Annotated in this window: 22 protein-coding genes and 1 pseudogene; 15 read left to right on the top strand and 8 right to left on the bottom strand. The window is 70.6% G+C overall.

Translation table 11 applies throughout. The features are described 5' to 3' along the window. Window positions 1-108 precede the first annotated feature (108 nt). Both OG753_RS35115 and OG753_RS35110 read right to left on the bottom strand, forming a co-directional pair. On the bottom strand, window positions 109-546 hold the full coding sequence (locus tag OG753_RS35115; RefSeq protein ID WP_405791402.1) for an NUDIX domain-containing protein: 438 nt from the start codon (window positions 544-546) through the stop codon (window positions 109-111). A 28-nt stretch (window positions 547-574) separates the two neighbouring features. Further along, window positions 575-1107: pseudogene (locus OG753_RS35110) on the bottom strand (SDR family NAD(P)-dependent oxidoreductase). A 180-nt stretch (window positions 1108-1287) separates the two neighbouring features. Between OG753_RS35110 and OG753_RS35105 the strand changes: the two are divergent. The 7 genes from OG753_RS35105 to OG753_RS35075 all read left to right on the top strand — a co-directional run bounded on the left by OG753_RS35105 (window position 1288) and on the right by OG753_RS35075 (window position 6276). Then, window positions 1288-2523: a helix-turn-helix domain-containing protein gene (locus OG753_RS35105; RefSeq protein ID WP_405791401.1), complete on the top strand. Its 1236-nt coding sequence runs from the start codon at window positions 1288-1290 to the stop codon at window positions 2521-2523. A 58-nt stretch (window positions 2524-2581) separates the two neighbouring features. Next, window positions 2582-2983: a hypothetical protein gene (locus OG753_RS35100; protein ID WP_405791400.1), complete on the top strand. Its 402-nt coding sequence runs from the start codon at window positions 2582-2584 to the stop codon at window positions 2981-2983. Beyond that, window positions 2980-3189, top strand: a complete 210-nt coding sequence (locus OG753_RS35095) for a hypothetical protein (protein WP_405791399.1) — start codon at window positions 2980-2982, stop codon at window positions 3187-3189. Before OG753_RS35100 ends, OG753_RS35095 begins: the two co-directional genes overlap by 4 nt. A gap of 157 nt (window positions 3190-3346) precedes the next feature. Further along, a complete protein-coding gene (locus OG753_RS35090; RefSeq protein WP_405791398.1) occupies window positions 3347-4393 on the top strand; it encodes a radical SAM protein in 1047 nt (348 codons plus the stop codon). Continuing rightward, window positions 4371-4631 carry a multiple cyclophane-containing RiPP AmcA gene (amcA, locus tag OG753_RS35085; protein ID WP_405791397.1) on the top strand — a complete coding sequence of 87 codons (261 nt, stop codon included), beginning with the start codon at window positions 4371-4373 and terminating at the stop codon, window positions 4629-4631. The genes OG753_RS35090 and amcA overlap by 23 nt, the downstream gene beginning before the upstream one ends. A gap of 68 nt (window positions 4632-4699) precedes the next feature. Next, complete coding sequence (locus OG753_RS35080) at window positions 4700-5374, top strand: pentapeptide repeat-containing protein (protein WP_405791396.1); 675 nt, start codon at window positions 4700-4702, stop codon at window positions 5372-5374. A 14-nt stretch (window positions 5375-5388) separates the two neighbouring features. Beyond that, the gene (locus OG753_RS35075) at window positions 5389-6276 is read left to right on the top strand and encodes a hypothetical protein (protein ID WP_405791395.1); all 888 of its coding nucleotides are present in this window, start codon (window positions 5389-5391) and stop codon (window positions 6274-6276) included. On the opposite strand, the gene OG753_RS35070 is transcribed toward OG753_RS35075, so the two are convergent. Continuing rightward, the gene (locus OG753_RS35070) at window positions 6199-6903 is read right to left on the bottom strand and encodes a restriction endonuclease (protein WP_405791394.1); all 705 of its coding nucleotides are present in this window, start codon (window positions 6901-6903) and stop codon (window positions 6199-6201) included. The two genes, OG753_RS35075 and OG753_RS35070, sit on opposite strands and share 78 nt — an antisense overlap. Window positions 6904-7326: 423 nt before the next feature. On the opposite strand from OG753_RS35070, the gene OG753_RS35065 reads away from it, so the two are divergent. Further along, window positions 7327-8277, top strand: a complete 951-nt coding sequence (locus OG753_RS35065; RefSeq protein ID WP_405791393.1) for a hypothetical protein — start codon at window positions 7327-7329, stop codon at window positions 8275-8277. A gap of 479 nt (window positions 8278-8756) precedes the next feature. Here OG753_RS35065 and OG753_RS35060 read toward each other — a convergent pair whose 3' ends face one another. Further along, window positions 8757-9722 (bottom strand): pirin family protein, encoded by a 966-nt coding sequence (locus tag OG753_RS35060; RefSeq protein WP_405791392.1) that lies wholly within the window; start codon window positions 9720-9722, stop codon window positions 8757-8759. 105 nt (window positions 9723-9827) lie between these two features. Between OG753_RS35060 and OG753_RS35055 the strand changes: the two genes are divergently transcribed. From OG753_RS35055 to OG753_RS35025, 7 genes are all read left to right on the top strand, one after another. Next, window positions 9828-10178 carry a tetratricopeptide repeat protein gene (locus OG753_RS35055; protein WP_327265675.1) on the top strand — a complete coding sequence of 117 codons (351 nt, stop codon included), beginning with the start codon at window positions 9828-9830 and terminating at the stop codon, window positions 10176-10178. 70 nt (window positions 10179-10248) lie between these two features. Beyond that, on the top strand, window positions 10249-11442 hold the full coding sequence (locus OG753_RS35050) for a methyltransferase (protein WP_405792920.1): 1194 nt from the start codon (window positions 10249-10251) through the stop codon (window positions 11440-11442). Between the two features lie 28 nt (window positions 11443-11470). Then, window positions 11471-12259 (top strand): MerR family transcriptional regulator, encoded by a 789-nt coding sequence (locus tag OG753_RS35045; RefSeq protein WP_405791391.1) that lies wholly within the window; start codon window positions 11471-11473, stop codon window positions 12257-12259. Between the two features lie 107 nt (window positions 12260-12366). Continuing rightward, window positions 12367-12999, top strand: coding sequence for a DUF6230 family protein (locus OG753_RS35040; protein ID WP_405791390.1), 633 nt, complete (start codon window positions 12367-12369; stop codon window positions 12997-12999). Continuing rightward, entirely contained in the window at window positions 12990-13427 is a 438-nt protein-coding gene (locus tag OG753_RS35035) for a DUF6114 domain-containing protein (protein ID WP_327265671.1), read from the top strand. Before OG753_RS35040 ends, OG753_RS35035 begins: the two co-directional genes overlap by 10 nt. Next, on the top strand, window positions 13424-14074 hold the full coding sequence (locus OG753_RS35030) for a hypothetical protein (RefSeq protein ID WP_327265670.1): 651 nt from the start codon (window positions 13424-13426) through the stop codon (window positions 14072-14074). The genes OG753_RS35035 and OG753_RS35030 overlap by 4 nt, the downstream gene beginning before the upstream one ends. Before the next feature lie 165 nt (window positions 14075-14239). Then, window positions 14240-14557: a DUF2087 domain-containing protein gene (locus OG753_RS35025; protein ID WP_405791389.1), complete on the top strand. Its 318-nt coding sequence runs from the start codon at window positions 14240-14242 to the stop codon at window positions 14555-14557. On the opposite strand, the gene OG753_RS35020 is transcribed toward OG753_RS35025, so the two are convergent. From OG753_RS35020 to OG753_RS35005, 4 genes are all read right to left on the bottom strand, one after another. After that, complete coding sequence (locus OG753_RS35020) at window positions 14530-15306, bottom strand: metallophosphoesterase (RefSeq protein ID WP_405791388.1); 777 nt, start codon at window positions 15304-15306, stop codon at window positions 14530-14532. The two genes, OG753_RS35025 and OG753_RS35020, sit on opposite strands and share 28 nt — an antisense overlap. A 90-nt stretch (window positions 15307-15396) precedes the next feature. Next, window positions 15397-17148 carry a hypothetical protein gene (locus OG753_RS35015; protein WP_405791387.1) on the bottom strand — a complete coding sequence of 584 codons (1752 nt, stop codon included), beginning with the start codon at window positions 17146-17148 and terminating at the stop codon, window positions 15397-15399. A gap of 71 nt (window positions 17149-17219) precedes the next feature. After that, window positions 17220-17759 (bottom strand): hypothetical protein, encoded by a 540-nt coding sequence (locus OG753_RS35010; RefSeq protein WP_327265666.1) that lies wholly within the window; start codon window positions 17757-17759, stop codon window positions 17220-17222. Window positions 17760-18002: 243 nt separating this feature from the next. Further along, window positions 18003-19430: an NAD(P)/FAD-dependent oxidoreductase gene (locus tag OG753_RS35005; RefSeq protein WP_327265665.1), complete on the bottom strand. Its 1428-nt coding sequence runs from the start codon at window positions 19428-19430 to the stop codon at window positions 18003-18005. Window positions 19431-19440 lie beyond the last annotated feature (10 nt).

Here is a 19440-nt window from a genome sequence, read left to right as displayed (position 1 = left end):
AGCAGTTCCCGCCACCTGGCCTGCCAGCATCCGCAGCACACCGTAGGCACCGTCGGGGCCGACGCACTTCAGCGTCGGCCCCGACGGTAAGTCCACACAGCCGGACAGCTACTTCGCAGCCTCTGCCCGAAGGGCGCCGGCGCCGATGGCGCCCCGGAGGACGTGGGCGATCTCCTCGGGCTGGAGGTCGATGCCGTCGAGCCCCTCCACGGTCAGCGGGATCTCCTCCAGCGCGTACTCGCCGCGGCCCTCGGCACTGAACTCGGGCCCGGTGCGGTCCTCGAAGGACCAGGTGGCGATGCGGGCGAGGTAGAAGAGCTGACGCTCCTCGTCGGACTCCATCGTGTGGAGGAGCCGGACGATGTCGGCCTTCCCCGCGATCTCCTCGTGGATCTCCCGGTGAAGGGCGGCCTCCCGGGACTCGTCGCTGGGCTCGACACCACCACCGGGCAGGACCCAGTACACCGGGATGCCGGGCTTGGTACGACGGATGACCAGCATCGTGTCGTCAACGGTGACGAGGACGGCGCGGACTCGTTCGATCATTCGTTCTGTCTCCTTGCTCGCTGACGTCTCAGTGCAGCAGCCAGCCACCGTCGACGTGGACGGATTGCCCAGTGATGAACGATGCGGAGGGGCCCACGAGGAACGCCATCAGGGCCGCGACGTCTTCGGGCCGACCACGGCGAGGGACGCACCGGCGCTTGATCTGGTCCTCCGGACGCGGTGCTGGGCAGGGATGGTCTTCTCTGCCTCGACCTGGATGGCGCCGGGCGTGACCGTGTTGACGCAGACCCCATACGCCCAGTTCGCGGGCGAGGGAGCGGGTCAGGCCCAGTAGCCCTGCTTCGCGGTGCTGTACGCGACGAGGTTCGTCCGGCCGGCGCGGGCGTTGACGCTGCCGATGTTCACGATCCGGCCCCAGCGGCGTTCGATCATGCCGGGGGTCACGGCGTGGCAGGTGCGGTAGTGGGCAGTGAGGTTCACGTCGAGGGAGTAGCTCCAGGCGGCCTCGTCGGTGTCCTGCCAGGGGACGCGGGGGTAGGAGCCAGCGTTGTTCACCAGGATGTCGATGGGCCCGATCTCAGCGCGGACGAGGTCGACCATGGTCTGGACGGCGCCAGGATCGGTGAGATAGACGTTCGCCGCGATGCTGGGGCGCCCGCCGCGCTCGAAGGCGGTGAGAGGGCATGGGCGTATGTTGAGATCCCTTGGCCAACGCCCACCTTCTGGAGTGCCCCAGCGGTACCGTCGCGTCAGAAGCGGTCGCAGATTGGGGTGGTGGGTGTGAGCGGGTACATCGAGGAGCAAGAGCGGATCGGACAGCGGGTCCGGCGCCAGCGACTCTCGGTCGGGATGACTCAAGCCGACCTTGCCGCCGCGCTGGGGCGGACTCAGGGGTGGGTGTCCAAACTGGAGAAGGGGCGGATCGAGCTGGACCGGGCCGGCCTGATCAACGCCGTTGCCGCCGCGCTCCATTGCCATCCGAACGTCTTGATCGAGCGCCCTTACTCGGGCGGCGGCGCCGAGACCAAGTGGCAGGTCTCAGCGGCCTCCATCATCAGGGAACTGCGCCGCTACGACTTGGCTCCTGTCTTTGACGGCACCCCTCGGCCGTCCGAAGTGCTGTGGCACGACATGAAGCGCCTGCTCCGCCTGCGCGACGCTGCGGCGAACGCCGCCGTACTGAAAGAGCTGCCGGACACGCTGCGCGAGGCCCGAGCCCTCGCTGAGGCGTCCACCGGCCACGAACGTGAAGAGGCGTTCGCGATCTATGCGGTGGCCTGCAAGTTCGCCCACACCGCGGCCCATGCCCTCGGACATCCCGAGCTGGTTGCCATGGCCTGCGAACGGGCCACCTGGTCCGCGCAGCTCTCAGGTGACCCGGTGATGCCGGCAATGGCGCTGTGGATGCGCATGTGGGACACATGGGCGTCGGCCGACTGGGACGATGCCCTCGCCCTCGGTGACAAGGCCCTCGCCAGCATCGAAGCCGAGTACGAATCAGGCGACCCTCTCGCCCTGCGTATGTGGGGCGCCCTGCACCTGCGGGCCGCGATCTCGTCCGCGCGCGGCGGGAACGCCGCCGGGTCCGATGAGCGGCTCGCGCTGGCACGAACGGCCGGCGAGCGGGTCAACTCCTACGTCGGGCCCGAGATCCACGACCGGCACTCGGTCACGTTCAGCCTCGGCAACGTCGTCATCCACGGCGTCAGCGCCGCCTTGGAGATGAGTGACCAGACGAAGGCACTCCGGCTCAACCGCGAGGCGGACCCCGCGCACATCGCGGTCCTGCCGAACTCTCGGCTCGGTCACCACCACATGGACCTCGCCCGCGCGTGGCTGTGGGACGGTAACCGCGACCAGGCCCTGACCGAACTGGAGACCGCCGAACGCATCGCCCCGCAGCTGGTCCGCAATCACCCTGTCGCACGCGCGACCCTCAGGAAAATCATCTACGCCGAGCGGGCTGCTACGCGCCAGCGGCTGCGCGGCATGACCGGACGATTTTCGCTGGACTGAGCTGGGGACATTCCACGGATTCATATTGCTCTGTAGCAGAGCGCATACGTTCTGCTACATGACCTCGACGCGTCGCACTGACCATGACCGCGTACGACAGCAGGCGGACGCTGATCCCCGCTGGCCGCTGCGCGGCGACCTTGCGTACGACACTGCAACCTCCCGCACGGGTGTGGTCATAGACGTACCCGGGGACACCGGCACCACGGTCTACCACCTGTGTCCCGAGGGCGGAGGCGAGGACGGCTGGAACGCCTCGCTCGACACGCTCGTGCCCACGGAGGACACCCCCGTCCCGCTCCCCCGCAGGGCCCCCGGCGACACGACGCAACACCGGCCCGAATACGCCCCGTGGGACGACCCGTTCGGCAATCCGGACCCCAGTCCCTCCCTGAGGGTCCGCGCCGAGCGCGGCATGGAGCGATTCAGGAAATCGGCCGACACGGACGGTGCGGTATGAGCAGCCGGCCCTCCTGGCTCTACGAGGGCGCCCGCGTGCTGGACCCCGCCGGAGACCGCGAGGGGATCGTCCAGTTCATCGGCGACTGGGAAGACCCCATGACCCGGCGCTTCATCCCCGAAGCCGTCTTCCTGCGCCCCGAGGGCGGCGGCGTCGAATGGGTTGTCGCCGACCACCAGGCCCTGCGCCAGGCCGACCCTCGCTGACCCCACCGCCGCTCCGCCCGGTGCCTCCAAACAGCACCACTGCCTGGGCGGGATACACCGCTCGGACCCAATCGAGAGGAGCACGATGCAGAGTGCATTACGGCTCGCGGCCAGGCCTCGGTCTGTGATCATGCAGCCGACCACGAAGTGCCTGCCCATGGACTGCACATACTGCTACCTGCCGTTCCGCAAGATGAACCACTTGATGCCCGTGACGGTTGCCGAGGCTGTGGCCGCGTCCGTCAATCCGTGGGCAGCTCACGATCCGGCATTCGAGGTCGTGTGGCACGGCGGGGAGCCGCTGGCCACCGGCCGTGAGCACCTGGCCGCGCTCATGTCCCCCTTCAAGGGCGCGAAGCACAGTGTCCAGACGAACGCGGCTCTGGTGGACTACGCCTGGTGCGAGTTCCTGCTGGAGCGCGCGGTGCACGTCGGAGTCAGCGTCGACGGCCCCGAGGACATGAACACCCACCGCGTCACCCTTGCCGGCCACCCCGGATTCCGCGTCACCATGCGCGGCATCGAGCGCCTGCGCCGCCACGACATCCCGTTCTCCGCCATCGCGGTCGTCTCCGACCCGGCCCCCGAGAACGCGGCCCGCTTCTACGACTTCTTCGCCGACCTGGGCGTCACCACCCTCGGCGTCAACGTCGAAGAGGAAGAAGGGGTCAACCGCGGGGCCAAGGACTCCGACCCCGTGCGCGCGACCGAGTTCTGGGCCGCCCTCGCAGACGCCTGGCGGGCCAACCCTGTCATCCACCTCCGGGAGATCCAGCGGGTGCTCCACTTCGCCGGTGCCGTTCTCGGAAGCCACGACACCGCCCCCACACCCACCTCCGCGCCCTGGGACCCGATGCCCACCATCGCCTACGACGGCGGGGTGGTCATGCTCTCCCCAGAGCTGGCGGGGTTCACCGACGCCCGGTTCGGTGATTTCACCACCGGCAACGTGCTCAAGGAGGGCCTGGACGTCCTCGTAGCCGAGGCCGAGGAACGCACTCCCTGGATCCCCGAGTTCTGGCAGGGCGTGGACGCGTGCCGTGCCACCTGCCCCTCCTTCGCCTTCTGCGGGGGCGCCCACGCCGCGAACCGGTACTTCGAGCACGCCGGCCGGTTCGACGGGACCAGGACCCGGTACTGCACCACTGCCAAAATCGCCCTACTCGAAGGAGTCACGCGACATGTCCGTGCACACGCCCACTGACGCCGCCACGCTCGTGATGGACTCGGCGGAGGGATTCGAGTCCCTCCTGGAGGCCGCTGGCACCGCGGCCGTCGCCCGCTGGGAGAACGCCTGGACCAACGCCACCTGGAGCAACCAGCCCACCTCGGTGGCCGTGCACGGCATGCCCCTCGCCGCGTTCGACAACCGTCCGACGTGGGACAACCCCACGGCCACGTTCGACAACCGGCCCACCTGGGACAACTGGAAGAACAAGTAGCACCCGCCGCCACCGGGTCGGTCCCGCCACCAGCGCGGGGCCGCCCCGCCCCAACGACAAGGAGCACCATGGCCATCCGCACCTTCGGCCACGCCACCATCACCCTGCCGGAGCTGGACGAGCCCGGCCTCTACCTGAGCAACGTCGACAGCCTCGACAGCTCCCGCGGCACCGTCCAGGACTTCGCGTACGGGGACGCCGATCTCCGATCGCTCGATCTCACGGACACGCAACTCGTCACCGGCCGGATCGCGGGCGTCCGCACGAAGCAGGTCGAGTTCGAGGGGGTCAACCTCCACGGCGTCGAGATCAGCGACAGCGACCTCGGCTCGGCACGCTGGACCGGAAGCAAGCTGACCCGTGTCCACGTCCAGGACTGCAAGCTGATGGGCGCCGCCCTGGACGGCCTGGTGCTCGACGACGTGCTGTTCGAAGGCTGCAAGCTCGACTTCGCCACCTTCGAGAAGGTCCGCGTCACCGGCCCCGTTGCCTTCATCGGCTGCGTCCTCACAGAGGCCACGTTCACCGACTGCGACCTGTCCGACGTCGTGTTCACCGATTGCACGCTCCGGCTCACCGAATTCGGCACGGGGCGCTACCGCAACACCGACCTGCGCGAGAACGACCTGTCGGCGATCCGCGGCGTCGCGAACCTCGCCAGGGTCCGCATCGACCCCGGCCAGCAGTCCGACCTGGCCGAAGCCCTCGTGAAAGAAATCGACATCACCATCGGGGACGACTGATCTCGGAGGACCCCGTGCCCCTGCACATCGCCTACGGCGACCCGTCCACCCTCCGAGCCCGCTGCGAGACCGCCACCGTCCGGACCACCCGCCGCGACGAGACCACCTATGAGCCGGGGGCGATCATCCCAGCCGGGCAGTGGCGTCCAATGACCGAGGCGGAAGTCAAGGCGGTCACAGCCCCTCGACGGCCCCTGGACAGCACACTCGTGGAGATCGTCCGGCTCACGCATCGGGAAGGACTCCCCCTCGAAGAGCTCACCGGCCCGCTGGGCGATCCGAAGGCGGTGTACCTCGGCCAAGCCCTCGCCAAGCCCGGCATGACCACGACCACCGACAACTTCGAGGACGGCCGGCTGATCGGGCTGCACCTCGACAACTGGGACAAGCTCCCGTACGCCGACAAGCACACCGGACGCCGCAGGATCTGCCTCAACCTCGGCCCCGGAACCCGGTACATCATCCTCGGTGCCATCGACGCCCAAACGGTCTGCCGCGCAGTCCACCCCGACGACCACACGCACCGCTACCCGCACACCCAGGACTACCGCCACCACGTCGCCAGCGGCCGCCCCCTCCGCATCGTCCGCATCCGCCTCAACCCGGGCGAGGGCTACGTAGCTCCCACCGAGTACCTGCTGCACGACGGTTCCACCGAGGCCCAAGACCAGCCCTCAGCCGCCGCGTTCTGGCTCGGGCACTGGCCCCGCGGCATACTGCCCTCCCTCGTCTGGCATCGCGTGACGGTGCCCCCTCCCCACCGCCAGGAGCAGGGGGCACACCCCTGTCGGCATCCACTCACCCGTAGCGGGTCATCCACCGACTCACCGCTCGTACGTGTTTTTCCTCAGTGCACGGTGTCGTCGGTCGCCCTGGCCGGCTCCGTTCACCTCCGTGAGTAACAGGAGGGCCGCGCCGTTGTTCCACAGGCCGAGGTGGTCACGGTGGACAGCGACGACACCGTTCTGCACGGCGCAGCGTTCGGCGGGGCCGCTGAAGTACGAGGTGGTGACGAAGACGGCGACCTCGGCTTTGAAATGCACCTGTGAGCCGAGGAGGTCGCGGACTTCACCATTGGAGATCTTCCGCTTCGGGTTGTACCGCTTGCACTGGATCACCATCGTGCGGCCGTCAGGCAGCCGTCCCCGTACATCGGCGCCGTCGTCGCCCCTGCCGCCGACTCGGCGGACTTCCGTACAACCGTCCCGCCTGCAGAGGTCGGCCACGAAGTCCTCGAACTGTGTTCCGTCCATCAGGTCGACCTCAGACAGCCTTCGATGGCCGATGCTGACCGCTTCTTCGTGTCGCAACCGCCGGTCGCTGCTCCGGATGCGGCGGTCCGTCTTCCAGAGCCACCAACTGCCACCGCCGACTGCAGCGAAGAGCAACACCCCTACCACGTAAGGCCAGATCACCGACCAGAACAACAGGAGTATCGCCAGGAGGACGGCGCCGCCCGACGCGCTGGCCTTGAGCCTGGCCTCCCGACACGTCCGCAATGCCGACCGGCGCCTTTTGCGTATTGCCACCCAGTACCTCCCCATCTCTGACAGCAGTCTGGGTAAGGCGACGCGCGTCAGTAAGGGCGCCCATCAGCCATGGCTCGATCTCTTTGGCCCCCATGAAGTGGCCGCAGCGAGCAGCGCCGCCACGAGTCAGCGCGACCTCGCCGAGTCCTCGTTCCCCCGTACGGGCTGGCCCCATAGCTGCCGCACCACATGGCGCAGCCGTCCCTGCACCCTTGTCACGCAGGGCGCTAACAGCCCAAATGCCAGAACAGGGGCCCGGACCGGAAATGTGCTGGTCTCACGACACATTCGCTGCCGACTCTGCCTCTTAGCAGGTCGGGGCTGCCCCGCGGGGGAACCCGGCTGATCACGCCCGGCCCAGGTCCTGCCGTGCCAGCATGACCCCACTCCGGTACACGGAGCCACCAACGAATACGAGGTCGGATGGCAGCCCGTCACGAGGTCGGTAGATACGTCTACTGGTCAGATCGAGCAGTCCAGCAGGTTGCCGAGGAGAACGGCATCGAGCTCGCAGGACGACGGACCTGGACCTTCGGCCTCTCGCTCATCGGTCTCCAAGGAGGCATCGGGCCCCAGCAGCGCGTGACCCGGAACCGGCTGGAGGAGGCGCGCCGAATCGAGAGTCACCTCGGCGCCGCGGCCACGGAAAGCCTGGACCTGGGACCCGCGGCCTCCTACGTCAAAGGCGTCGGCAAGGTCGAGTTCGCCGAGTTCGCTGCATGGCACGGCCGGGAGGCCGCAGTCATGCACGTTCGGCTTGGAAATGTGCACGGCCAGCGGGTCGACCTCTGCCTCTTCGGAAGCAAGGACAACCTACGCGGCTTCGGGCCGAGCGACGGCTTCGCCGACGGCTGGACCTCCTCAGCGGCGCCTGCGATTGAGGAGCTTCTACGCACCAGGGGAAGGCAGAACACCTCCCAATGGGACGACCCGCAGTCCCGTTCCGTGGAGGCATTGAAGATCGCTTTGGACCAGGGATTCTCCAGCACCACCGACCACAGGAACCACCCTGAGACCCGCGGCTTCACCATCGGCCACGCGGGCCATTGCGAGTTCGTCGCCGAGATCTACACCGACGTCGTACTCGATCCCACGCGGTGGAACCTCGAAGGCGAGTCGGCCGGCGCCGAACGCATCATGGTCGGAAGGCCCATGTGGATCCGGACGATGACCCCCGACGCGGTCATCCGGTACGCCGAGCTGCGCAACGGGCCGGGATGGTCCCGCCGCCGATGGCTGCGGCCGTTGCGCACCCTGACGCGTCGGCCGCAGACCGAGCTCCACCCGCCAGAGGTCTCAGCAGCGCTTCAGACGACGGAAGCCGCCTCGCCTGATCCTGCTCGGCGGCGGAGGTTCTCCCAGGCCCAAGACTGACGTCCACAACGCGCCATCTACCCACCATCGTTCCGCCCGGGACGGGTGAGATGTGGCCACCCCGTCGATCCTCTGACGGTACGAGGCCAAGCATCCGGGGCCGAAGAGCCCTGCTTGGCAGATGCCGACGCTGGAGGTACCTGGTAGGCACACCGTTACCCTCACCGCCGCCACCGCATTCGGCAGCCCGTACCCGTTCGGTACAGCGTGTTGTACCGAAGGGGAGCCGGGTGCTTCCGGCTCCCCGAGTGGGGGCGCACAGAGCCCACTCTGCTGACGAACCGTCACCAAAGTCAGCATTGGGTCAGCATTGGTCCTGGCAAAGCCGGCCCCAGCTGGTCACACCTGGGAAACGTCGAGGGCCCAGCGAAGGCATCCCCGAGCCTCCCGTCGGCCGCCTGGCCGGGATGATCTCCGCACGGAATGCGGTCTCTCCCGGGTTGATCTCGCCTGGTCGATCTGTTTTACAAAAGCGCAGGTCAGCGCACCCTTCCGCGCGCCTTCAGGGGCACCGGCGGGAGTTCGGGAGCGGGGATCGGGGGGCCGTCGTAGCCCTTCACTTCGCCGTACCTCGTGCCTTCCATCCAGTCCTTGCGCGCCTGTACGATCTCCTCGTTGGAGCGGCCGATCCAGTTCCAGAACATCACGATCTCCTCCTCGAACGGCTCGCCGCCCAGGAGCATCAGGCTCGCGTCCGAGGTCGCCCGCAGGGGGAGTTCCGTGCGGCCGCAGCCCAGGTAGAGCATCGAGCCCGGGAGGACCGGGACGCCGTCCACGTGGGCCTCGCCCGACATGGACAGGACCGCGTACTCGAAGTCCGGGTCCAGCGGGAGGCGGGTTTCCGTGCCCGACGTCAGGGTCAGGTCCGCGCCCACGATCGGGGTGTACGCCGTGCCCGGCGAGGTCGCCGTGTCCAGGGTGCCCAGGATGACCGTCGCCGTCAGGCCCGGGGCCGTGACCGTCGGCAGGTCGGCGTGGTGCTGGAAGTGCGGCTCCACGTTGCGGTGGGCGTCCGGCAGGGCCACCCACAGCTGGGCGCCGTGCAGGAAGCGGGCGTGCGGGCGCGGGCTCTCCTCCGAGTGGCTGATGCCGCGGCCGGAGGTCATCAGGCCCAGCTCCCGGGGCCGGATCGTCTCGAGGCTGCCGACGCTGTCGCGGTGCAGCACCTCGCCCTCGTGCAGCCAGCTCACCGTCTGGAGCCCGGAGTGCGGATGCGGTGCGACCTGCATGCCGGGCTCGTCGGCGATGTCGTCCGGGCCGTAGTGGTCCACGAAGCACCAGGCACCCACCATGCGGCGGCCCAGGTTCGGCAGGAGTCGGCGGACCTCGGTGGACTCACCGAGCTTGACCGTGCGCGGGCTGAGGAGTTCGCGCACCGGTTCGGCCACGACGAAGCCGCGGCCGCCGCAGGCGGAGAGAGCGGGCTGGCGATCGAGATTGCTCATGCAGACAACCTAGCCCCGCGGCGGTGGCGGCGGAGAGCGGAATGTTCGACCGCCGGGGCGTGTTGGAGGCAGCGGACGGATCACCTGAACGGCGGAAGGGAAGCGATGAACGCGCCGACGACGTACCTCGAGCACGGGACGGCGGCCGAGCGCTGGGCGCGCGCCCAGCTCTTCTTCGACGCGAAGGAGTACGCGACGGCCGCCCGCATCCTGCAGACCCTGGCGGGCGAGGCCCCCGAGCAGCTGGCGCCGCGGCTGCTGCTGGCCCGCGCCTACTACCACTCCGCCCAGCTCTCCCGCGCCGAGCACGAGCTCCGCGCCGTACTGGAGCGCTGGCCGGTCGAGGACTACGCGCAGCTGATGCTCGGCCGCACCCTGGAGCGCCTGGGCCGGGCCACCGAGGCCCGTCCCCACCTGCGGATGGCGGCGGCCATGGCGGGCGAGTTCCCCGAGTAGCGCGCCACCCGGCCCCGCGCATGCGGGGTCGGGCCTCCGGCTCGGATAGCCTGGGGCCCATATGAACCGTCTGACCACACCCTTCGGCTCCTACGAGCTCACCCGTTTCCCCGAGGACCCGCGCGACCGGCTCCGCGCCTGGGACGCCGCCGACGAGTACCTGCTGCGCCACCTCGACTCCGGTACCGGGGAGCGCGGCCCCGTGGACCTGGCCTCCGCCGGGCAGATCACGGTGCTCGGGGACCGCTGGGGGACGCTGACGACGGCGCTCGCCGCGTACCGTCCGACGCAGATCACCGACTCCGCGCTGACCCGGGCCGCCACCGCGGCGAACCTGGACCGGGCCGGTATCGGGACGTCCAAGGCGACGGTCACGCTGCTGACCACGCAGGACCCGCCGCCCGAGCGGATCGACGTCCTGCTGGTGCGCGTGCCCAAGAGCCTGGCGCTGCTGGAGGACCAGCTGTACCGGCTGGCCCCGCACGTGCACGCGGGCACGGTCGTGGTCGGCACGGGCATGGTCAAGGAGATCCACACCTCCACGCTGCGCCTCTTCGAGAAGATCCTCGGCCCCACGAAGACCTCGCTCGCGGAGAAGAAGGCCCGGCTGATCTTCTGCACGCCGGGCACCCCCGGGGCGACCCGCCCCACGTCCGCCGGGCCGTGGCCGCTGACGTACACGGTGGACGAGGACGCCGGCTCGGCCTCCGGCCTGTCCGTCGTCAACCACGCCGGGATCTTCTGCGCCGACCGGCTCGACGTCGGCACCCGCTTCTTCCTGCAGAACCTGCCGACCAACACCGACGGGGCCCGGGTCGTGGACCTCGGCTGCGGCAACGGCATCGTCGGCACGGCCGTCCAGGTCCACGACCCGGACGCCGAGGTCGTGTTCACCGACGAGTCCTACCAGGCGCTCGCCTCGGCGCGGGAGACGTACAGGGCGAACGTCCGCGAGGGCCGGCGCACCGCCGAGTTCCACGTCGGCGACGGGGTCGCGATGCTCTCTCCCGCCTCCGTGGACCTGGTGCTGAGCAACCCGCCCTTCCACTCCCACCAGGCCACCACGGACGCGACGGCCCTGCGGATGTTCGCGCAGTCGCGCAAGGTGCTGCGTCCGGGCGGCGAGCTGTGGATCGTCGCCAACCGGCACATGGGCTACCACACCCATCTGCGCCGGCTCTTCGGCAACAGCGAAGTCGTCGCGAGCGAGCCGAAGTTCGTGGTCCTGCGGGCGGTCAAGCAGGATCGTCCGCGGCCCATGTGACCAGCCGGTACGTCCTACACTCTGGCGCGTGAGCAGCCAGGTGGAGAACGGGAACGGTGGCAGGAGCGGCGGCACGGGCGGCGGTGGCGGGCGCTACCGCCGGGAGGACGTGGCCCGGGCGGCCGGCGTCAAGGTGCGCAACCTGCGCTACTACCAGGAGCGCGGGCTGCTGCCGCCGCCCCGCCGGGAGGGCCGCATCGCCTGGTACTCCGACGATCACCTGACCCGGCTGCGCCTGATCAGCGACCTGCTGGGGCGCGGCTACACGGTCAACGGCATCGCCGAGCTGCTGCAGGCGTGGGAGGAGGGCGGCGGCCTGTCTCAACTCCTGGGCCTGGAACGGGAGATGACCCGTGACTGGGTGCAGGAGGAGCCGGTGACCATGACCCGGACCCAGCTGCGGAAGCTGTTCGGCCCGACGGCGACGGCCGCGGACACGCGGCGCGCGGCCGAGCTCGGCTATGTGACGGTCGACGGGGATCTGGTCACCTACCCGAACCGCCGGCTGCTGGAGGCGACGCTGACGCTGGTGCGGCAGGGGGTGCCGCTCGCGGAGATCCTGGACGCCGGGGAGTTCGTACAGGCGCAGGCGGCGGCGGTGGCGGACCGGTTCGTGGGGCTGTTCCGGCGCCATGTGATCGACGTGGAAGGCCTGGAGGGTCTCGAACGGCTTTCGGCCACGCAGCTGCAGCACATCACGGCGGCGGTGGCGGCCCTGAGGCCGGTGGCCGGCGAGGTGGTGACCTCGGAGTTCGCGCGGGCGATGGCCCGGCGGGTGGACGCGGAGGTCGCCGAACTCCTGCGTACGGAGCAGTAGGAGTCGGCTCAAAGGGTGCGCTCGCACAACCTTGCCAACGCCCATTGGCACTCTTACATTCAACTCGTCGGTAACAACGGTGCACAGCCGAAATAAGGGACGTTCTCATGACCGGTTCTCCCCATTTATCCGACCCGTCCGACGATGCTTCCGGCCGCGTCCGCTGGCGCCGGTTCGCCGTCCTGACCCTCCCCGCCGTCGCCGTGACCGCCGGCCTCGGCATCGCCCTCGCGCAGGGCGCGCTCGCCGCCTCGTTCGCCGTGTCGGGACAGCAGTTCAAGGTGTCGGCGAGCAGCCTGGAGGGCGAGGGCTTCGCGCAGTACGGCAGCGTGGACGTCAACGCCCGCCAGGAGCTGATCCCGGTGGCCGTCACCGCCATCAGGGAGGCCAAGCTCCACAGCCTCTGCCAGTCCGTGGTCACCTCGCTCCCGGTGATCGGGGACATCTCGCTCAACCTCAGCGCCGGCCGCAAGGCCCCGGTGGAGGCGAGCAACCTCTTCGTCGACGCCACCCAGCTCGCGGGCGACGCCGTCTTCAGCAACATCGAGATCGGGCGCGACGCCTCGACGCTGGACAAGGGTCCGGCCGACGCCCAGGGGATGCAGGACCTCTTCGGCCAGCAGGCCGACACGGTCCACATCACCGATCTCCAGCAGACGGCGTGGGCGACGAACGCCGGCACCTTCAAGCTCACCGGGCTCAGCATGAACGTCAGCAAGGGCAAGAAGGAATGCTTCTGAGCCGTCGGCAGCGCTGGCGGCGGTGGCGGCGCAGCCGGCCCTTCTGGGGCGGGCTGTTCGCGATCCTGGCCGGATCGTGGATCTGCGTCCTGCCGCTGGCACCGCTGAAGATCATGCTCCAGCAGGGCGTGGCGGGGATCCCGTCCGTCCTGATGGGCATCGTGATGATCGTGCTCGGGCTCACCGCGTGGTTCTCTCCCCCACAGCGTTCTCTCGCGGGTGTCCTCACCACCCTGATCGCCACCGCCGCTCTGGTCCTGTCGAACCTCGGCGGGTTCCTGATCGGCACCCTGCTCGGCATCCTCGGCGGCGGCCTGATGTTCGCCTGGCAGCCGTACGCCGCCCGACGCTCCGGAAAAGCGGAGTCCGCCGCGGCCGCACCCCCTCCCCCCACCCCGCACCACGATCCCCAAGGAGCTCAGCCATGAGCCGTACGCGCACCGCGCTCGCCCTCGGGACGGCCGTCGCCGGAGCCATCGCGCTCGCCTCGGTCACCGCCTCCGCCGCCCCCTTACCGCTGGCCGGGTCGACCACCGTCACCCCGGCCGGGCACGCGTTCCAGGCCACCCTCAGCGGGAAGGCCACGCTCAAGGCCGGTTCGGTCACCGTCACCTGTACGGTCTCCGTCGCCACCGGCAGCGTGCCGGGAGCCCCCGGCAACAGCAACCCGGCCGGGGCCGTGTCCTCGCCGATCTCCGCTCCCACGTACAGCTCCTGCACGTCGAGCATGTGGGGAGTGACGCCCACGGTCACCACCAGCGGTGCCTGGTCGGTGTCGATGCAGAACGGCGCCCCGGTCACCGGCACCATGGGCCTGCCGGTCGGCGGTCTGGTGGTCCAGACGAGCGGGCTCGCCTCCTGCACGGTCACCGCCGCCCCCACCGCCCCGGCGAACGTCGGCGGCACCTGGGTCAACGGTGCTCCGTCGACCCTGACCTTCACCAACGTCTCCGTACCGGTCACGGTCACCGGCGGGTTCGGCTGCCCGACGAGCGCGACCACGTCCACCTTCAACGCGGTCTACAAAGTGACCGACACGACCGACCCGGCGCAGCAGATCACCGTCGGTCCCTGACCCGCCCGATCAGTCCCCGGTCCGCCGGGTCCCCGAGATGTCAGGGACCCGGCGGACCCCGGAGAGGACCGGCGCGACCACCACTCGGCGAGATGAGTGACCGTCATTTCCTGCCGGGGCGAAAATGCGTTGCCCGTCCGGAGCGGACGGACAAAGCTCACGAGCATGTCTCACAGCACGGATCACCACCAGCTCCCGCAGTCCCCTGCCCCGCGCCCAACGGAGCGGGACGTGGCCGGCCTCTTCTCCGGCGGCCGCCTCCTCGCGATCCCTCGCAGGACCGCCCGGCGCGAGCAGTTGCTCGTCCACCTCGCCGAGACCCTCTTCGCGGTGGACCGCGACTACACGGAGCCCGAGGTGAACGAAGCGCTGCGCACGGTGCACGAGGACTGCTCGGCGCTGCGGCGTTACCTCATCACCTCGGGCCTGCTCACGCGGACCCGCGACGGCCGTACCTACCGGCGGTCGACGACCACCCGGTAGTGGGTCGTCAGCCGGCCGTCGTCACCGATCAGGTGGAAGGCGACCGCCGGCGGTTCGTCGAGGTGGACGTGTTCGGAGGACCCGGTCGGCGCCTCCCACGGCAGCCGGAGCGTGGAGACCACCCCTGGCGCGACCAGCACCGGACGGCCCGCGAAGGTGGTGGCCGCGGCGGTGTGGGCGTGCCCGCACAGGAAGGCCGTCAGGTGCGGGTGGCGCTCGACGAGGGCGGCGAGCCGCTCCTCCCCGAACTGGCGGATCTCGTCCACGTACGGAGTGTGCAGCGGGACCGGCGGATGGTGGAAGGCGACCAGGACCGGGGTCTGCGGCGGGGTGTCGGCCAGTACGCCGTCCAGCCAGACCAGCGTGGACTCCTCCAGGAAGCCGTGGTGCGCGCCGGGTACGGACGAGTCGCACACGGCGAGCACGAAGCCGTCGCCGCGCAGCACCTGGTCGACGGGCCCGGTCGCGCCGGCCCCGCCGGGGGACCGCTCCCCCAGCAGGCCGCGGCGGAAGGCGGCGCGCTCGTCGTGGTTGCCGGGGCAGACCACCAAGGGGTGGCGCGAGCGCAGCAGCTTGGCGGCCTCCTCGTATTCGCCGTCCTCGCCGTGGTCGGCTATGTCCCCGCTGACGAGCACGGCGTCCAGGTCGTGGGGCAGTGCGTCGAGGTACTCCATGACGGAGCGGGTGCGGTCGGCCGCGCGCCGGTCACCGTCGAGATGGACGTCGCTGAGGTGGGCGATCACGATCATGTGCGCTGTCTCCTTCGTCTCCGGTCGAGAGAACGGGCGACACCCATTCAACACGCCGAACCACCGTCCGCCTGCGGCAGGTTGTGCGGGTCAGCCCTCGGTACGCGGCCGCGCCCGGCGCATCAGCACCCAGCCGGCCGCGGTGAGCACGACGGCGCTCCCGGCGAGCGAGGCCACCGCGAGCCCGGTGGAGGCGAGCGCACCACCGGCGGTGTGCGTACCGCCGCCGACCGTGGCTTCGCCGCCCGTGGCGCCGGCCGAACCGCCGCCGACGTTGCCGGGGGTTCCGGAGATTCCGGGGGATCCGCCGTCGGATCCCCCCGCCGCGCTTCCGGTCGAGGTCGTCGAGCCGGTGGAACCCGACCCGCCGGTGCTCCCGGTGCCGCCGCCCGCCGTACCGGCGCCGCCAGCGCCGCCGTCGCCGCTTCCGCCCGTCGTGCTGTCGGCGATGGTGACGGTGAGGGCGGCCGGGGCCGTACGCGCGACACCGATGTGGTTGCTGAACTCCGCCCGGTAGCGGCGGCCGTGGTCGGACAGCGCCGCCGTGAAGGTGTAGGACGGCGAGGTCTCGCCCTCCACGGCCCGCCAGGTCTTCCCCGCGTCCGTGCTGACCTGCCAGGCCACGGCGGGCCGGGGGGTCCCCTCGGCCTCCGCCGTCAGCGAGACCCTCGCCCCGGCCGTGACCGCCCGGTCCGCCGGGCTCCTGATCACGCGCGGGGACGTCGCCCGCTCAAGCCGGGTGATCCTCGCGGCGACCGGGTCCGATACGAACACTGTCGCGCCACCGGGCTCGACGGCCACGGCCGCACTCCCCAACTGCGCGTGCGTTCCGGGAAGTATGACCGGTTTCACGACCTCCTGGAGGTCCCGGGTGCGGTGGACGGTGAGTGCTCCGTCGTTGTCGCTGCCGGGCTGCGAGGTGTCCCCCGCGTCCTGCCACACGACGTACGCCTCGTGCGTGGTGGCATCGAAGCTCACCGCGCGGGGCATGTCGGTGCCGGCGCCCCGCAGGGTGCCCAGCCGCTTGCCCGTCGCGTCGTGGACGACCACGGAGGAGTCGAGCCCGACCCACACCGCGCCGGTCCCGGGATCCACCTCCGTGAACCCGCCGAACCCCTCACCGGCCGGAAGTTCGACGGTCGCGGTGACCTTGAAGGCGGCCGCGTCGATCCGGTACATGCGGCGGTTGCCGATGTCCGTGAACCACACCGCGCCGCGCGCCGCGTCGACCGCGAACCCGTCGCCGCCCTCCAGCGTGACGCTGCGCTTGACGGCCGCGGTGGCGATGTCCACCTCCGACAGCACGGAGCCCTGCGCGACCAGCACCGTCCCGGCGGTGAGCCCCGCGGCGGCGTGGGTGACGGCCGCACCCGGCACCCACGCCCCGGCCGCGGCGGCGTCGCCGTCCTTGGCGGTGCCGATGCCGCGCAGCGGATAGAAGAAGACAGCCCCGTCACCCGGCAGCGGCGCGATGAGCTGCCGCACCGCCCGTCGGCCGAGCGTGCCGGTGGGTCCGGGAGCCTGGCCGACGGTGCTGCGCAGCCTGCCGTCGGCGGGGTCCAGGACGTTCAGCCCGCTCTCGTTGACGTCCGCGGTCTCGGGCCGGTCCTCCGATGCGACGTACAGCTTCTTCGATTCCGGGTGCAGCATCAGGTCACGGGGTTTGCCCGCCGTGGTGAACTGCGCCACCGACCGGTACGCGACGGTGCCCTGCGGCACCTCGGCGGCCTCACCCCCGGCGGCCGATACGGGACTTCCGGTGGCGGCCGAGGCCAGTACGAGCGCGAGCGCGGCGGACGCGGCGCCCGCACGACCGGGGGTGAGGGGGTGTCGGGGTGTCATGGCTTCCTTGTCGTGGCTTCCTTGTCGTGGCTTCCTTCTCGACGGGCCGGGGAACCGGGCCGGGAAACCGCCTAGTTGAAGGTCACCGGCACGTGGACGTCGTACTTGCGGTTCGAGGAGTTGAAGTGGTCGGCGCGGGTGACGATGGCGCACTCGACCGTCTCGCCGCAGATCTGGCCGCCGCCGAGGTCGGCCTTGACGTGGATGGTGACGCTGAAGGTGCCACCCGGGCCGAACGTGGAGGTGTTGGCCAGGGTTCCGCCGAAGGTGTTGTTGATCCAGTGCGAGGCGCCGGTGGTGCCCGACTGGTCCGAACCGCCCAGGCAGGGGGTGGGCTTGCTCGCGCCCGGCGCCCCGCTCACCGCACAGAGGCTCACGTATACGCCCCTGGCGGTGTTGTAGCCGCTGCCGGTGACCGTGACGTTCTGACCGGCCGCCGCGGCGGCCGAGGGTGCGGTCAGGCTCAGGTTGAAGGTGGTCCCGCCGTCGGTGACCGTACGCGTCGAGGTCGCGGCCGAGGCGGAGCCCGCCGCACCGACGGCGAGCGCGACGGCAGCGGAGGCGGCGACGGCCGCGCGGGCGGCGGTACGGGGCAGGGAGGCAGCACGCATCACTGGAACACCTTTCAGGCACAGGAAGTCGCAAGAACTGAGGTAAGGCTAACCTAATATCGATCAAGGTTGCACGTCTGCTTCACGCCAACCCCACCGTTCATGACGGACCGTCAATTTCGTTCCCGAATGGGCCGATCCGACATCCGGAAGGCAACAGGACAGCACGACGGCCCGGCTGCGCCGTGCGGCGCGGCCGGGCCGTGTGCGAGCCGGGGGCGAAGGGACCGGGGGCCCGGCCCCTCACCCCCGGTAGGTCTCCAGCAGCCGCAGCCAGATCTCGCTGATGGTCGGGAAGGCCGGAACCGCGTGCCACAGCCGCCGGATCGGGACCTCACCCGCGACCGCGACGGTCGCCGCGTGGATCAGTTCGGCGGCGCCCGGGCCGACGAAGGTGACCCCGAGGAGGACCTCGCGGTCCAGGTCCACGACCATGCGGGCCCGGCCGCGGTATCCGTCGGCGTACAGCCCGGCGCCGGAGACCTTGGACATGTCGTAGTCGACCGCCCGCACCCGGTGTCCGGCCCGTTCGGCCTCGGCCAGGGTCAGGCCCACCGCGGCGGCCTCCGGGTCGGTGAAGACCGCTTGCGGAAGCGCACGGATGTCGGCGGTCGGGGTGTGCGCACCCCAGGGCTCGGCGTCCAGCGGGGTGCCGGCCGCGCGGGCGGCGATCACGGCGCCCACGATGCGGGCCTGGTACTTGCCCTGGTGGGTGAGGAGCGCGCGGTGGTTGACGTCCCCGGCCGCGTACAGCCAGTCCTGCCCGGGCACCCGGCAGGTGTCGTCGACGTCGATCCACTTCCCGGCCGGGAGGCCGACGGTCTCCAGCCCGATGTCCTCGGTCCGCGGCGCGCGGCCCGTCGCCATCAGGAGCTCGTCGCCCTCCAGCGTCTCCCCGCCCTCCAGGACCACACTGACGGGCCCGGTCGAACCGTCCCGTACGACCGCCTCGACGGCCACCCCGGTACGGACCACCGCCCCGGCCTCGCGCAGGGCGTCGGCGACGAGCTCTCCCGCGAAGGGTTCCATCCGCGGCAGCAGCCCGGAGCCTCGCGCCAGGACGGTGACCTGTGAGCCGAGGGCCTGCCAGGCGGTGGCCATCTCGACGGCCACCACGGAGCCGCCCACGATCAGCAGCCGCCCGGGGGCCTCCTTCGCGGAGGTCGCCTCGCGGCTGGTCCAGGGACGGGCCCCGGCGATCCCGGGGAGGTCGGGGATCACGGCCCGGGTTCCGGTGGCGACGACCACCGCGTGCCGGGCCGACAGGATGTGGTGCTCGCCCTCGGGGCTGGTGACGGCCACCTTGCGGACCCCGTAGAGCCGGCCGTGGCCCCGGTACACATGGGCGCCGGTCGAGTCGATCCAGTCGATCTGGCCCTGGTCCTTCCAGTCACCGGTCCAGTAGTCGCGGTGCTCCAGGACGGCCGCCGTGTCCAGGGGGCCCTGGACGGCCCCCGCCAGGCCCGGAACCCGGCGGGCGTCGGCCCGGGCCAGCGCCGGGCGCAGCAGCGCCTTGCTGGGGATGCAGGCCCAGTACGAGCACTCGCCGCCCACCAGCTCGCTCTCGACGAGCGCCGTGCTCAGTCCGGCGGCGCGGGTCCGGTCGACGATGTTCTCGCCGGCCGGGCCCCCGCCGAGGACCACTACGTCGTACTCCACCGCTTCAGTCATGCGGACCAGT

Source organism: Streptomyces sp. NBC_00029, from assembly GCF_045160505.1.
Classification (GTDB): domain Bacteria; phylum Actinomycetota; class Actinomycetes; order Streptomycetales; family Streptomycetaceae; genus Streptomyces.
The sequence above is the reverse complement of the archived record's forward strand: the minus strand, read 5'-3'. Positions and strand labels throughout refer to the sequence as shown.